At 62.3% G+C, this 15,111-nt stretch carries 12 protein-coding genes; 2 read left to right on the plus strand and 10 right to left on the minus strand.

The genetic code is table 11. The annotated features are described in order from the left end of the window. Positions 1-514: 514 nt before the first annotated feature. The 6 genes from betA to IB266_RS23815 form a co-directional block, all read right to left on the minus strand. A complete protein-coding gene (betA, locus tag IB266_RS23790) occupies positions 515-2,218 on the minus strand; it encodes a choline dehydrogenase (protein ID WP_192262733.1) in 1,704 nt (567 codons plus the stop codon). A 218-nt stretch (positions 2,219-2,436) separates the two neighbouring features. After that, the gene (gene betB, locus IB266_RS23795; protein WP_192262735.1) at positions 2,437-3,909 is read right to left on the minus strand and encodes a betaine-aldehyde dehydrogenase; all 1,473 of its coding nucleotides are present in this window, start codon (positions 3,907-3,909) and stop codon (positions 2,437-2,439) included. A 79-nt stretch (positions 3,910-3,988) separates the two neighbouring features. Further along, the gene (betI, locus tag IB266_RS23800; protein ID WP_192262737.1) at positions 3,989-4,609 is read right to left on the minus strand and encodes a transcriptional regulator BetI; all 621 of its coding nucleotides are present in this window, start codon (positions 4,607-4,609) and stop codon (positions 3,989-3,991) included. Positions 4,610-4,919: 310 nt separating this feature from the next. Beyond that, positions 4,920-6,098 carry a choline ABC transporter ATP-binding protein gene (gene choV, locus IB266_RS23805; protein WP_192262739.1) on the minus strand — a complete coding sequence of 393 codons (1,179 nt, stop codon included), beginning with the start codon at positions 6,096-6,098 and terminating at the stop codon, positions 4,920-4,922. Then, the gene (gene choW / locus IB266_RS23810) at positions 6,095-6,940 is read right to left on the minus strand and encodes a choline ABC transporter permease subunit (RefSeq protein ID WP_060740269.1); all 846 of its coding nucleotides are present in this window, start codon (positions 6,938-6,940) and stop codon (positions 6,095-6,097) included. Before choW ends, choV begins: the two co-directional genes overlap by 4 nt. 71 nt (positions 6,941-7,011) lie before the next feature. After that, a complete protein-coding gene (locus tag IB266_RS23815) occupies positions 7,012-7,959 on the minus strand; it encodes a choline ABC transporter substrate-binding protein (protein ID WP_192262741.1) in 948 nt (315 codons plus the stop codon). A 425-nt stretch (positions 7,960-8,384) separates the two neighbouring features. Here IB266_RS23815 and IB266_RS23820 point away from each other — a divergent pair, with 425 nt between their 5' ends. Together IB266_RS23820 and IB266_RS23825 are read left to right on the plus strand one after the other, a co-directional pair. Continuing rightward, positions 8,385-9,761 (plus strand): L-serine ammonia-lyase, encoded by a 1,377-nt coding sequence (locus IB266_RS23820; RefSeq protein WP_192262743.1) that lies wholly within the window; start codon positions 8,385-8,387, stop codon positions 9,759-9,761. 617 nt (positions 9,762-10,378) lie between these two features. Then, positions 10,379-11,482: a GlxA family transcriptional regulator gene (locus IB266_RS23825; RefSeq protein ID WP_060740272.1), complete on the plus strand. Its 1,104-nt coding sequence runs from the start codon at positions 10,379-10,381 to the stop codon at positions 11,480-11,482. Between the two features lie 118 nt (positions 11,483-11,600). On the opposite strand, the gene IB266_RS23830 is transcribed toward IB266_RS23825, so the two are convergent. The 4 genes from IB266_RS23830 to IB266_RS23845 all read right to left on the minus strand — a co-directional run bounded on the left by IB266_RS23830 (position 11,601) and on the right by IB266_RS23845 (position 15,084). Beyond that, entirely contained in the window at positions 11,601-11,864 is a 264-nt protein-coding gene (locus IB266_RS23830) for a hypothetical protein (RefSeq protein WP_060740273.1), read from the minus strand. Positions 11,865-12,246: 382 nt separating this feature from the next. Beyond that, a complete protein-coding gene (locus IB266_RS23835) occupies positions 12,247-13,410 on the minus strand; it encodes a gamma-butyrobetaine dioxygenase (protein ID WP_192262745.1) in 1,164 nt (387 codons plus the stop codon). Positions 13,411-13,429: 19 nt separating this feature from the next. Further along, on the minus strand, positions 13,430-13,906 hold the full coding sequence (locus IB266_RS23840) for a thioesterase family protein (protein ID WP_060740275.1): 477 nt from the start codon (positions 13,904-13,906) through the stop codon (positions 13,430-13,432). A gap of 212 nt (positions 13,907-14,118) precedes the next feature. After that, the gene (locus IB266_RS23845; RefSeq protein WP_192262747.1) at positions 14,119-15,084 is read right to left on the minus strand and encodes an L-carnitine dehydrogenase; all 966 of its coding nucleotides are present in this window, start codon (positions 15,082-15,084) and stop codon (positions 14,119-14,121) included. Positions 15,085-15,111 lie beyond the last annotated feature (27 nt).

Consider the following 15,111-nt stretch of genomic DNA (forward strand, 5'->3'; position numbering starts at 1 on the left):
TTCGCGAGCAAGCCCGCTCCCACATTGGATCTTCGGCGGGCACGGGATCCGTGCCGGCCATCGTGCCCTTTGTGGGAGCGGGCTTGCCGCGAAGACGGCGGTACATCCGACATGGATGCACGCTGATCCACCGCTTTCGCGAGCAAGCTCGCTCCCACATTGGATCTTCGGTGGGCACGGGATCCGTGCCGGCCATCGTGCCCTTTGTGGGAGCGGGCTTGCCCGCGAAGACGGCGGTACATCCGACGTGGATGCACGCTGACCCACCGCTTTCGCGAGCAAGCTCGCTCCCACACTGGATCTTCGGCGAGCACGGGATCCGTGCCGGCCATCGTGCCCTTTGTGGGAGCGGGCTTGCCCGCGAAGACGGCGGTACATCCGACGTGGATGCACGCTGACCCACCGCTTTCGCGAGCAAGCTCGCTCCCACAGAGGGATCTTCAATGGTCACAAAATGTGCGTCCGCTGCAGATCCCTGTGGGAGCGAGCTTGCTCGCGATGGCTGTCCTGAGCCTTACTGAGCCATTGGCCCCACTTCGCGCAGTGGCTTGCCACGCACCGGCGCTTCGCCGGCCACGTAGTACGGGGCGGTGCTGCGTGGCAGGGGCTTGCGGCCGCGGATCTTGTCGGCGATTTTCTCGGCGATCATGATCGTCGGCGCGTTCAGGTTGCCGGTGGTGATGATCGGCATGATCGAGGCATCCACCACGCGCAGCCCTTGCATGCCATGCACACGGCCTTCGCCGTCCACCACGGCCATATCGTCGGTGCCCATCTTGCACGAGCAGGACGGGTGGAACGCGGTTTCGGCGTGTTCGCGGATGAACTGGTCCAGTTGCGCGTCCGTCTGCACCTCGATGCCCGGACTGATCTCGCGACCCCGGAACGGGTCGAGTGCCGGTTGCTGCATGATCTCGCGGGTCAGGCGGATGCCGTCGCGAAACTCCTGCCAGTCCTGTTCGGTCGCCATGTAGTTGAACAGGATGCTCGGGTGCTGGCGCGGGTCCTTGGACTTGGCCTGGATCCGGCCGCGGCTTGGCGAGCGCATGGAGCCCATGTGCGCCTGGAAACCGTGTTCCTTCACGCCGTTGCTGCCGTTGTAGTTAATCGCCACCGGCAGGAAGTGATACTGGATGTTCGGCCAATCGAAATCCGGACGGGTGCGGATGAAGCCGCCGGCCTCGAACTGGTTGCTGGCACCGATACCAGTGCCGTTGAACAGCCATTCGGCCCCGATGGCCGGTTGGTTGTACCAGAGCAGCGAGGGGTACAGCGAGACCGGTTGGGTGCAGGCGTATTGCAGGTACAGCTCCAGGTGGTCCTGCAGGTTCTCACCGACCCCCGGCAGGTCGTGGACCACCGGAATGTCGAGGCTTTCCAGCAAGTGGGCCGGGCCGACGCCGGAGCGTTGCAGGATCTGTGGCGAGGCGATGGCGCCGGAGCACAGCAGCACTTCCTTGCGTGCCCGGGCTTCCACGCGCTCTTCAGCCGCGCCCACCAGGTAACGCACGCCGACCGCGCGTTTGCCTTCGAAGATGATCTTGTCGGTCAGGGCGTGGGTGACGATGGTCAGGGTCGAGCGCTTCTTGGCGACGTCCAGGTAACCGCGCGCGGTGCTGGCCCGACGGCCGTTGGGCGTGACGGTACGGTCCATCGGGCCGAAACCTTCCTGCTGGTAGCCGTTGAGGTCTTCGGTACGCGGGTAACCGGCCTGCACGCCGGCTTCGACCATGGCGTGGAACAATGGGTTGTTGCCGGCCTTGGGCGTGGTCACGCTGACCGGGCCGTCACCACCGTGGTAGTCGTTCGGGCCGATGTCCCGGGTCTCGGCTTTTCTGAAGTAGGGCAGGCAGTCCAGGTACGTCCAGTCCTCGAGGCCAGGCAGTTTTGCCCAGTTGTCATAGTCCAGGGCGTTGCCGCGGATGTAGCACATGCCATTGATCAGCGAAGAACCGCCCAGGCCCTTGCCGCGACCGCATTCCATGCGGCGGCCGTTCATGTGCGGCTCCGGGTCGGTCTCGTAGGCCCAGTTGTAGCGTCGGCCTTGCAGCGGGAACGCCAGGGCGGCGGGCATTTGCGTGCGAAAGTCCAGGCGATAGTCCGGGCCGCCGGCTTCGAGCAGCAGGACGGTGACGCCCTCGTCTTCGGTCAGGCGGGTGGCCAGGGTGTTACCGGCCGAGCCGGCGCCGATGATGATGTAATCGAATTCTTGGGACATGAAATGCACCCTCTTTTTGAATTGGGTTCAGGTCGCGGTCGCCGAGTGCCCTTGTGGCGAGGGAGCTTGCTCCCGCTCGGCTGCGCAGCAGTCGCATGCAGAGCGACCGTGTTCTGTCTGGATGACCTGTAGGGCTGGTTTGGGGCTGCTTCGCAGCCCAGCGGGAGCAAGCTCCCTCGCCACAAAAGCCTCAGCCCGGTCCCAGGTCCAGCGTCAGATCAGAACACCGACGCGTAATCGCCCAGTTCGACCTGTACCGATTTGATTCGCGTGAAGTTGTTCAGCGAACTGATGCCGTTCTCCCGGCCTACGCCCGATTGCTTGTAGCCGCCCACCGGCATTTCAGCCGCCGATTCGCCCCAGGCGTTGATCCAGCAGATGCCGGCTTCGAGCTGGTGGATCACGCGGTGGGCGCGGTTCAGGTCGCGGGTCACGACGCCGGCGGCCAGGCCGAAGTCGGTGTCGTTGGCGCGGCGGATCACTTCTTCTTCGGTGTCATAGGTGAGGATGCTCATCACCGGGCCGAAGATTTCCTCGCGCACGATGGTCATCTCATCGGTGCAATCGGTGAACACGGTCGGAGCGACGAACGCGCCCTTGGCCAATTCGCCTTCAGTCAGGCGACCGCCGCCGCACAGCAGGCGCGCGCCTTCGGCTTTGCCTTTCTCGATGTAGCCCAGCACGCTTTCCATGTGGGCGAAGCTCACCAGTGGGCCGAAGTTGGTGTTTTCGTCCTCTGGGTTGCCAACGCGGATGCGTGCCACACGCTCGGCGATCTTGGCTTCGAAGGCGGCCTTGAGGTGGCTCGGCACGAACACGCGGGTGCCGTTGGTGCAAACCTGGCCGGAACTGTAGAAGTTGGCCATCATCGCGGTGTCGGCGGCGCGATCCAGGTCGGCGTCGTCGAAGATGATCAGCGGCGACTTGCCGCCCAGCTCCATGGTCACGTCCTTGAGCGAAGAGCTCGAGGCGCTGGCCATGACTTTCTTGCCGGTGTCGGTGCCGCCGGTGAAGGAGATTTTCTCGATGCGCGGGTGCTCGGTCAGCCAGGTGCCGACTTCACGGCCGCTGCCGGTCAATACGTTGAACACACCCGCTGGAACCCCGGCTTCGGTGTAGATCTCGGCCAGTTTCAGGGTGGTGAGGGAGGTGACTTCGCTCGGCTTGAAGATCATCGCGTTGCCAGCCGCCAGGGCCGGTGCGGATTTCCACAGGGCGATCTGGATCGGGTAGTTCCACGCGCCGATACCGGCTACCACGCCCAGGGGCTCGCGACGGGTGTAGACGAATGAAGTGGTGCGCAGCGGAACCTGCTCGCCTTCGATGGCAGGCACCAGGCCGGCGTAGTACTCCAGCACGTCGGCGCCGGTGACGATGTCGACGTAGCGGGTTTCGGAGTAGGCCTTGCCGGTGTCCAGGGTTTCCAGGGCGGCCAGTTCATCGTTGCGCTCGCGCAGGATGTCCACGGCGCGGCGCAGGATGCGCGAACGCTGCATGGCGGTCATGGCGGCCCAGACTTTCTGGCCCTTTTCGGCGCTGACCACGGCGCGCTCGACGTCCTCGAACGTTGCGCGCTGCACCAGGGCGAGTACTTCACCGTTGGCCGGGTTGATGGCTTCGAAAGTGGCGTCGCCGCTGGCATCGCTGTACGCGCCATCGATGTAGAGTTTTTGCAGTTCGAAACGGGCCATAAAGTCCTCGCAAGTGCATGAGTGGTTGGCTGGCCACCGAGCGTGTCGTTTACAGCTGACTACGCGCTGCGGTGGGGGTTCAGGAGTCGAGCGGTTCTGTGTGCTCTGGCACCCCTGCCTTGGCCAGTTGGAAATCCATGTATTCGTAAGCGATCTGGTGCGCCTGGGCGGTATCGAACGCGTCTCCCGACAGCGCTCCGCGCAGCCACAAACCGTCAATCAATGCGGCCAGGCCCCGTGCCGCGCTGCGTGCCTGATCAACGGGCAACACGCGGCGGAACTGGCTACACAGGTTGGAATACAGACGGTGATCGTTGATCCGCTGCAACCTGTGCAAAGACGGGTGGTGCATGCTGGTGGCCCAGAAGGCCAGCCAGGTTTTCATTGCCGGGCCATTGACCTGGCTGGCGTCGAAGTTGCCTTCGATGATCACCTTGAGGTGAGCCCGCGGGCTCGAATCCTCCAGCGCATGACGGCGCGCGGTGACGTTCTCGCTCAGGACAGTCATCAGGTACTGGGCCGTGGCCGCGATCAGGCCGTTCTTGTCCTGAAAGTAGTGACTGATGATGCCGTTGGAGACACCGGCCAAACGGGCGATCAGCGCAATGCTGGCGTCCCCCATCCCGACCTGATCGACCGCTTGCAACGTGGCTTCGATCAATTGTTGGCGGCGGATGGGTTGCATACCGACCTTGGGCATCTAGCACATCTCCTTAGGCCTGCAGGCGGACGAGTGCAGTCCGTCATGGCGAGGGCCAGTCTATTTTGTTTTGATTGAACGTTCAATCAACAAAAACAAAGTTCTATGACAAGTCGTCGCTGTTTGTCGGGATTCCATGTGTAAATGGCGCCTGAAGGCACATGGAAACCCGCCGCGCGGGGGCGAGGACTTTTTCGGGATGTCTTTATAACACTCGTCGGTCGGTTGCCGAGCAAACGGTTGTGGCTAGGCTGAATGTCCGCACAAACAAAAACGCCGCGATCATCTCGCGGCGTTTGTGTGCGTGGGCTCAGCCCAGGTTCTTGCCGAGCAGTGCGTGGTACAGCTCGCTGTCGCCCAGGATCCCGACGACTTTCTGGTTATCGTGGAGCACCAGTTTGTTGCCGGTCTGGTAGCGGATCTGCAACGCGTCGCGCATGCCGATGTTGGAGTCCACCAGGGTCGGACGCCGGCCCAGCTCTTCTACCGATTGGCCCGGTGCCCAGTTTTGCAGGTCCAGGACCGCGCCGTTCTGCCGGGCGCCCTTGATGGTGTTGCCTTCGGCCAGGTCGAGCCAGGAGTCGCCGCCCGGATCCAGGCAGACCGAACCGTTGATGCGCTTGCAGTTGTCCAGGGTGCGCATCAGGCTGCGACCGCAGAGCACGTTGAGTGGGTTGGTGTGGGCGACGAAGGTGCGCACATAGTCGTCCGCCGGGTTCAGCACGATCTCTTCCGGCTTGCTGTACTGGATGATCTTGCCGTCTTTCATGATGGCGATCCGCGTGCCCAGTTTCAGGGCTTCGTCCAGGTCATGGCTGACGAACACGATGGTCTTTTGCAGTTTGCGTTGCAGTTCCAACAGTTCGTCCTGCAAACCCTGGCGGATCAGCGGGTCGAGGGCCGAGAACGGTTCGTCCATCAGCAGGATGTCGGCGTCCATCGCCAGGGCGCGGGCCAGGCCGACCCGTTGCTGCATACCGCCGGACAGCTCGTCGGGTTTCTTGTTGCGCCACTGGGTCAGGCCCACCAGCTCAAGCTTTTCATCCACCAGCTTGCGCCGTTCCTTCTCCGGGCGGCCCTGCATTTCCAGGCCGAAGCTGATGTTTTCGCGCACCGTCAGCCAAGGCATCAGGGCGAACTTCTGGAACACCATGGCGATGCGCTTGGTGCGCATCATCTTCAGTTCGGCGGGGGTGCAGGAAGCGATGTCGATCTGCCGGCCTTCGTGCTCGACGAACAACTTGCCACGACTGACGGTGTTCAAGCCGTTGATGCAGCGCAGCAGGCTGGATTTGCCTGAGCCGGAAAGGCCCATCAAGACGCAGATCTCACCCTTCTCGATGGATAGGCTGGCTTTTTCCACGCCGACGATCAGGCCGGTCTGCTGCAGGATCTCGGGGCGCGAAAAACCCTTGTCCAGCAGGTCCAGCGCGGCCTTGGGGCGGTTGGAGAAAATAACATCGACGTCTTCGAAACGAATGATGCTCATGCGTCACCCCCTACTTTAGCGTCGGGTTGTTTGCAGATTCGGTCGAGCATGATCGCCAGTAATACGATCGCCAGGCCGGCTTCGAAGCCCAGGGCGATATCGGCGGTGTTCAGTGCGTTGACCACGGGTTTGCCCAGGCCATCGGCACCCACCAGCGCGGCGATCACTACCATCGACAACGACAGCATGATGCACTGGGTGATACCGGCCGCGATGCTTGGCATCGCATGGGGCAGTTCGATACGCGACAGGAGTTGGCGGCGGGAGCAGCCGAAGGCTTTGCCGGCGTCCATCAGTTCGTCCGGAACGTCGCGGATGCCCAGGTAGGTCAGGCGGATGGGCGCGGCAATCGCGAACACCACCGTGGAGATCAGGCCCGGGACCACACCCAGACCGAAAAGGGTCAGGGTAGGAATGAGGTAGACGAAGGTCGGTACGGTCTGCATCAGATCGAGTACCGGCCGCATCATTGTGTAGAACATCGGCTTGTGCGCGGCAACAATGCCCAGCGGCACGCCGATCAGCACGCAGACCAGGGTCGCGAACAGCACCTGGGCCAGGGTTTCCATGGTTTCTTGCCAGTAACCCAGGTTGAGAATCAGCAGGAAGGACGCGATGACGAATACGGTCAGGCCCCATTTGCGCTGGATGAAGTGCGCCAATAGCGCGATGAGGCCGATCAGGGCCAGGGGGTTGAACCAGGTCAGCGCAAACGTCACGCCGTGAATCATCGTTTCCAGAAACAGCGCGATTGCGTCGAATGTGCTGGCGCCGTTTTGCGTCAACCATTCGACAAAGCCCGCGATGTACTGGCCCAAGGGTATTTTCTGATCAATAAGCATGGTAGTGAACGTCCGCATGCAAGGGAATAAACAGCCCGGGCGAGCGAACTCGCCCGGCATAACATAAGCAGTTACTGCGCAAGTTTGGCTTTCACGGCTTCCAGGCCAGGTTTACCGTCAATGGTGGTCACGCCAGCGAGCCAGGTATCGAGTACCTGTGGGTTTTTCTTCAGCCAGGCCTTGGCGGCGGCCTCAGGTTTCATCTTGTCGTCGAGCACGTTGCCCATCAGCGTGCTTTCCATGTCGACGGTGAACTCCAGGTTTTTCAACAGTTGTCCAACGTTGCTGCATTCCTGGCTGTAGCCCTTGCGGGTGTTGGTCGCCACGGTAGCGGCACCGAAGTTGGGGCCGAAGAAGTCGTCGCCGCCGGTCAGGTACTGGATCTTGAAACGCGTGTTCATCGGGTGTGGCGCCCAGCCGAGGAACACCACGTCGGTGCCACGCTTGGAGGCGCGGTCGACCTGCGAGAGCATGCCCGCTTCACTCGACTCGACGACTTTGAAGCCGGCGTCCTTCAGGCCGAAGGCGTTCTTTTCGATCATGCTCTGGATCAGGCGGTTGCCGTCGTTGCCTGGTTCGATGCCGTAGATCTTGCCGTCCAGCTCTTTCTTGAATTTGGGGATGTCGGCGAAGTCATGCAGACCTTTGTCGTACAAGGCCTGGGGCACGGCGAGGGTGTACTTGGCGCCCTTGAGGTTGGTGCGCACGGTTTCCACGGTGCCGGCTTCGCGGTAGGCCTTGATGTCGTTTTCCATGGTCGGCATCCAGTTGCCGAGGAATACATCCATGTTCTTGCCATCGGCCAGGGACTTGTAGGTCACCGGCACGGAAATCATGGTGGTCTTGGTCTTGTAGCCCAGCGCGTCCAGCACCACGCTGGTGGTCGCCGTGGTCACGGTAATGTCGGTCCAGCCGACATCGGAGAAGTTGACGGTGCTGCACTTTTCGGGGTCTGCAGCGTTGGCCAGCATCGGAAGACTCAGCATGGCGGCCAACAACAACGGCTTGGAACCTTTCATGGGTGGACTCCTGGTGTTTTATCGGCGGTGTCCGGTCAGGACAACCACGCTTAATTGGATGTTGCGGTTGGTGGCGCGTGGGCACTCTCTGACACGCGGCCTTGCAAACGAGCCGTAACCGATCATGTACCAGTGCAAATCTGACGCCTACAGGGTGGGTCGTATCCAGTACAGGGATGGTCGCATCCAGTGTCGGTGACGTCGTTTACAGATTTTTTCCGCCCCTGACGGGCCTCTGAGACGCAGAAAAACGCCGCAGAAACGGGGTCAGGGACGGGCGGCGCTGGTGGGCATGATTGCGTCGGTGTCAGACGTCGGGCGCCCAGGCAAAAACCGGATGATGCGGCCATCCCGGCGTTGAGCGTAGCAGCTCCGTCACCGGACGCTCCTGCGCCCGGATGTGCCTGTTCTGGAGGTTATCGGCAATGGCAATCAGCGTTTTCGACTTGTTCAAAATCGGTATCGGCCCGTCCAGTTCCCACACCGTGGGCCCCATGCGTGCCGCGGCGCTGTTCGTTGAAGCGCTGAAGGCAAAGGCCCTGCTCAATGATGTGCGCCGGGTCGAGGTGCAATTGTTCGGTTCGCTGTCGGCCACCGGCATCGGCCACGGCAGTGACAACGCCGTGATCATGGGCCTGATGGGGGAGTGGCCGGACGCAATCGACCCGTCGCAGATCGGCCCGCGCATCGAGCTGCTGCGTGAAACCCAGACCCTGCTGCTCGACGGTCGCCTGCCGGTGCCGTTCGTATGGTCCCGGGACATGCGCCTGATCGACGAGAACCTGCCGTTCCATCCCAACGCGATGACGCTGGTGGCCGAGGGCGCCGACGGCGAGCTGCACCGTGACACTTATTACTCGGTGGGCGGTGGCTTTGTCGTCGATCAGGCCCAGGCCTCCAGCGGCGTGGTGGATCTGGACAGCACTGAGCTGCCTTACGATTTCTCCAGTGCCGAAGAGTTGCTTGAGCTGTGCCGTACCCACAACTTGCGGGTAGCCGAGTTGATGCTGGCCAACGAAAAGGTTTGGCGGTCCGAAGAAGAGATCCGCAGTGGCCTGATGAAACTGTGGCGGGCCATGCAGGATTGCGTCGAGCAGGGCCTCAAGCACGAAGGCATTCTGCCGGGCGGTTTGAATGTGCGCCGGCGGGCGGCCAAGTTGCACCGCAGCCTGCAAGAGCTGAACAAGCCCAATGTCATCGGCTCGACCCTCAGCGCCATGGAGTGGGTCAACCTGTTCGCCCTGGCGGTCAACGAGGAGAACGCGGCAGGCGGGCGTATGGTCACGGCGCCGACCAACGGTGCGGCGGGGATCATCCCGGCGGTGCTGCACTACTTCATGAAATTCAGCGAAGCGGTCACCGACGCCAACGTCGTGGATTATTTCCTCGCTGCGGCGGCCATCGGGATCCTGTGCAAAAAGAACGCATCGATCTCCGGCGCCGAAGTCGGTTGCCAGGGCGAGGTGGGATCGGCTTGTGCCATGGCGGCGGCAGGCCTGGCGGAAATCCTCGGGGCCACGCCGGAGCAACTGTGCAACGCGGCGGAAATCGGCCTGGAACACAACCTCGGCCTGACCTGCGACCCGGTGGGCGGCCTGGTGCAGGTGCCGTGCATCGAGCGCAACGCGATCGCCGCGGTCAAGGCCATCAACGCCGCACAAATGGCCCTGCGCGGGGATGGCCAGCATTTCATCTCTCTGGACCGGGTGATCCGCACCATGCGTGATACCGGTGCCGACATGCATGACAAATATAAAGAGACCTCGCGCGGCGGCTTGGCGGTCAGTGCGGTGGAGTGCTGAAGCACGCATTGCCGGGGCTCCCTGTGGCGAGGGAGCTTGCTCCCGCTGGGCCCGGTAGGAGCTGGCGAAGCCTGCGATCTTTTGATCTTGATCTTTGGCTCTCGATTCAATGGGCTGTGGAAAGATCGCAGCCTCGCTTCGCTCGACAGCTCCTACCGGGCTGAGCGGGAGCAAGCTCCCTCGTCACGGGTTGTTCTTAAAATCGCTCACAAAATGCACACCCATCCTGAAACACGCCACCTTTTAGCGCGTCGCAAACAGACAAGGCACCCGTTGTCGGGCCAGCCGCTCAATCGTGCTCGACCGTCCGTCACCCGCACCTGTGGTGCTACTCCTTGCGCTAGCCGCGCAGCCCAGTTCCCACAAGTGCTACCGAACTGCTCACAGCCTTCTGTGATCGGTACCTGCCGCCATTGATGGCACCTAAAACCTGGACGCGATGCACGCCTTATATAGACAGGCCGCGATGTCGTTTTCAGGATTTATTGAACACACATTCAATTTTAGGCATGGCAATTGCTCTATCCCGATAAAGCCCTGTCTCGCGCAAGAGAACGTGGCAATAACAAGAGCCTCCGCCTGAGGCCATCACCCGCTTTGTGTGAGGAGATACCGCGATGACGACGTCCAACTCCGGGGCCCAACCCCAGAACCGTGCGCCTCAATCCATCGGCTTTTTGCTGCTGGACAATTTCACGCTGATTTCCCTGGCGTCCGCGGTGGAACCGCTACGCATGGCCAACCAGCTGTCCGGTCGCGAGCTGTATCGCTGGACCACCCTCACCGTCGATGGCGGCCAGGTCTGGGCCAGCGACGGTTTGCAGATCACCCCCGACGCCTCCATGCACAAGGCGCCGCCCCTGGACACCGTCATCGTCTGTGGGGGCATTGGCATCCAACGCACCGTGACCCGTGAACACGTGTCGTGGTTGCAGAGCCAGGCCCGCCAGTCCCGTCGCCTCGGCGCGGTCTGCACCGGCAGCTGGGCCCTGGCCTGCGCCGGCCTGTTGGATGGTTTCGATTGCAGCGTGCACTGGGAATGCCTGGCGGCGATGCAGGAAGCGTTCCCGCGGGTGTCGATGAGTACCCGCCTGTTCACCCTCGACCGCAACCGCTTCACCAGCTCCGGTGGCACCGCGCCGCTGGACATGATGCTGCACTTGATCAGTCGCGATCACGGTCGCGAGCTGTCGGCGGCGATCTCTGAAATGTTTGTCTACGAACGTATCCGCAACGAGCAGGATCACCAGCGTGTACCGCTCAAGCACATGCTTGGCACCAACCAGCCGAAGTTGCAGGAAATCGTGGCGTTGATGGAAGCCAACCTCGAAGAGCCGATCGACCTGGACGAACTGGCGGTGTACGTCGCCGTGTCCCGGCGTCAGCTGGAGCGGTTGTTCCAGAAATACCTGCACTGCTCACCGTCGCGCTACTACCTCAAGCTGCGGCTCATTCGTGCGCGGCAGTTGCTCAAGCAGACGCCGATGTCGATCATCGAGGTGGCCTCGGTGTGCGGCTTCGTTTCCACCCCGCACTTCTCCAAGTGCTACCGCGAATACTTCGGCATTCCACCGCGGGACGAACGCGTAGGCTCCAACACCACGCAACAGGTGGCGATGATGCCGCTGCCGCAGGCGTTGGTGCTGTCGCCATTGTCCGGGCCGCTGTCGGCGCTGAGCCAGGCGCGTAATGAATCGACGTTTGCCAGTGTGAGGCTCTAAGACCTCTAGCGCCTTCATCGCGAGCAAGCTCGCTCCCACAGGGCGATCGCCTGGGTGCAATAGAAAGTGCGCACACCAGGGATCACTGTGGGAGCGAGCTTGCTCGCGATTGGTTTTATCAGGCGCTGTGGTTTTGCTGGTAATTCATCAGCGCCGGCAACAGCTGCTTGTCGATTGCCTGGCGCACGGCCGGCAGGATGGTGGCGCTGCTGGTGTACATGTCCTTGACCATCCGCCGCAGTTCATTGGCGCGGGCCTGGTCCAAACCCCGCACAGCGCACTCGCAGGCCTGTTCGGCGGTGGAGCCACTGGGTATCTGCAGTCCCAGGGCCTTGAGATGGCCCAGCAGGTCTTCCTGGTCGATCAAATCGGCGTGCATCATGACGCTTTTCCTTGTTCAGGGATTGGGGTCGTGTCTCGATTCTGGTAGCCACCCGAAGCGGCGGCAAGGGCAAATGGTCGCAATGTCACGAATGACTATGGAGGCGTCGTTTTCGGTTAACTTGCCCAGGCCTGGACTGGGCACACTGGCCCCAAGCTGAATCACGATGGTTTGGTCACCCTCGCGCGACAGCTCCTCCAGTAACGCAACCTGCCCCGATCCTGTCACGGCTTGATCGGGGATTTTTTTGTCTGTGACAATCAGGGAGTGATGGGTTGTTCGTCAGGACGCTATCGCGGGCAAGCTCGCTCCCACAGGGGGTTGTGTCGTTCACGAAACCTAATGTGGGAGCGAGCTTGCTCGCGATGAACGATGACGCGGTCTACCTCTGCAACACCAGAATCCGCGACAACAATTCATCCCGATCCACATAGCACCCCTGGAAATGCCGCGCGCCGGAAGCCGGGTCGAAGGCGTTGCGCGCGTGAAGCGTGCGGCGGTTGTCGAAGCACCAGAGCTGGCCCGGTTCGAGACGCTGCACCAAGCGAAAGCGTGGCTCGCGGGTCAGGGCGATGAAGCGGCGGTAGGCGCGGTAGAGTTTGGGCATCTGCTCGACCGAGGTGTCGAACGGCCCACGCAGGAAGTTCGCCATGCGGATTTCCGAGACTTCTCCGAGGGCGTCCAGGGCGATGATCGGCGCCAGGCAGCGGTAGTCGCTGCGGCGGTCCTTGTTGCGAAACTCCACCGGAATCCGGCACAAGGCGTCGAAGGCCTCGGGGTCTTCCTGGCGCAGGGTTTCGGCAATGGCAAAACCGTCGACAAAAATGCTCTCGCCACCGTCGGCGTCATTCACCAGGCAATGCAAGAACTGCAGCCCCGGCTGCAACTCCCGGGTCGGCAGGTCGGTGTGCAGCGGCAGGTTGAAAGCGGTGTAGGCGTTGCTGTCGGCATCGGCCTTGGACTGCACGTTGAACAGCACGCCGAAGTTGCTCTCGCGGATGAAGGCGATGCGTTGGGCTACCCGTTTCAGCGAACCGGGTTCGGTGGGCACCCCGCGCACTTGGGTCAGGCCGATGTCGCGCAGCGCCAGCAACCATTGCAGCAGCGCGTCGGTATCGTCCATCAGCGCCGGATAATCGAACACCGGCAGCGGCAGGTCGTGCCGCCACAGCTGGCGCCGGGGCTTGTTCGCCAGGCGCTCGGCCCGGGATTGATCATCGTAGGCATGGGCACGCAACCAGCCGGGGTCAAAACGGCTCTGGTGGCCGTCCTGCCAGTCCACGCATAGGCAGCCTTCGTCGTCGAGGCGAATCGCGCCGGGGGCCATGTCCTCAGCGACATCGACGATTTCCAGCACCTGCTCGCGGGTGACGCTGTAGACGCATTGGGGGCAAGGGCAGTTGTCCCGTAACCATGGGTGATGAAAGGGGCTGGTCCGGCCATCGGCCCATGTGACTTGCACACGGTCGGCCAAGGGGGTTGCGGCGGTCAACGCGAAGATCAGGGGATAACGGCGAAAGTCGGCAAAAGCGGCGGCGGTGTTCATGCGATCTCCTGTGCGAGGCTTACCGGGCGGGGGGCAGGGCGATGACCCGACCGATGTAGGCTGGGGGCGGCAGGTCGGATTGCTCGTCCAGCAGGGCGTCGAGCCGGGCCAGGGTCTGCTCCGTGAAGGGCGCCGAGCGCGGGCCGGCCAGGTCGACGTGCAGCAGCATCTGTTCATTACCGGCCAGTTCTTTATCACCACCAACCAGATGCAGGCTGTGGTAGAGGTGCAGGCGTTTGGCGTCGTGACCGATGATCTGCGTGTGCACTTGCACCTCGGCCCCGAGCTTCACTTCGTGCAGGTAGTTGAGGTGTAGCTCGAGGGTGAACAGCGAGTGACCGCTGGCTTCGCGGTTCTGGCTGTCCAGGCCGAGCCGGTCCATCAGCGCGTCGGTGGCGTAGCTGAAGATCAGCAAGTAGAAGGCATCGCGCAGATGGCCGTTGTAGTCGACCCATTCGGGGAGGATGCGGGTTTGGTAGGTGGTGAGGGTGGGCATGCTGGAACTCCACAAATAGTCGCTGGTGTACACCCTTGTGGCGAGGGAGCTTGTTTCCTCTGGGTTGCGGTGTAGGAGCTGTCGAGTGCAACGAGGCTGCGATCTTTCCCCAGACAATTGAGTCCTGAGCGAAAGATCAAAAGATCGCAGCCTTCGGCAGCTCCTACGCGCAGTCCAGCGGGAGCAAGCTCCCTCGCCACAAGGGGGAGTGTTTATTCGCTAAAGGCCATTCCATGCTTGGCCTTGGTGGTCTTCACCGCCTCCAGCACCGCCAGCAAACAATCATCACGATAGCGCTCCAGGGCCGAGATGCTGTGGCTGCCCAATTGCTCGCTCGTGCCGTCCACCACATCGTCGATCAGCTTCTCGGTCAGCTCCGGCGCAGGCAGGTAGGTCCAGGGCAGTTGCAGTGCCGGGCCGAACTGGGCCATGAAGTGCCGCATGCCGGCATCGCCACCGGCCAGGGTGTAGGTCAGGAACGTGCCCATGAATGACCAGCGCAGGCCGGCGCCAAAACGAATGGCATCGTCGATTTCCCCAGTGGTGGCGACGCCGTCGTTGACCAGGTGCAGGGCTTCGCGCCACAGCGCTTCGAGCAGGCGGTCGGCGATGAAGCCGGGCACTTCCTTGCGTACGTGCAGCGGTCGCATGCCGAGGGATTCATACACTTGCATGGCGGCCTGCACGGCTTCGGGTGCGGTGTTCTTGCCACCGACCACTTCCACCAGCGGCAACAGGTAGACCGGGTTGAACGGGTGTCCGACCACGCAGCGTTCGGGGTGGGTGCAACCTTCGTAGAACTCACTGGGCAGCAGCCCCGAAGTGCTGGAACCGATCAATGCATTCGGCTTGGCGGCTGCGCTGATCTGGCCGTGCAGTTCGAGCTTCAGTTCCAGGCGCTCGGGGGCGCTTTCCTGGATGAAGTCGGCGTCGCGCACGCATTCTTCGACGGTCGCGACAAAGCGCAGCCGATCCTGTGAGGCACCAGGGGCCAGGCCTTGTTTCTCCAGCGCGCCCCAAGCGTTGGCGACGCGTTTGCGCAATGCCGCCTCGGCACCCGGCGCCGGGTCCCAGGCGACAACGTCGAGGCCATGGGCCAAGGCCCGGCTGACCCAGCCGCTGCCGATCACGCCGCTGCCCAGGGCGGCGAAGGTCTTGATGTCGGTGATAAAGCTCATGGTGATGTCCTGAAAAAATAGTTCGGT

This window comes from Pseudomonas sp. Pdm06 (assembly GCF_014851795.1).
GTDB lineage: Bacteria > Pseudomonadota > Gammaproteobacteria > Pseudomonadales > Pseudomonadaceae > Aquipseudomonas > Aquipseudomonas fluorescens_AA.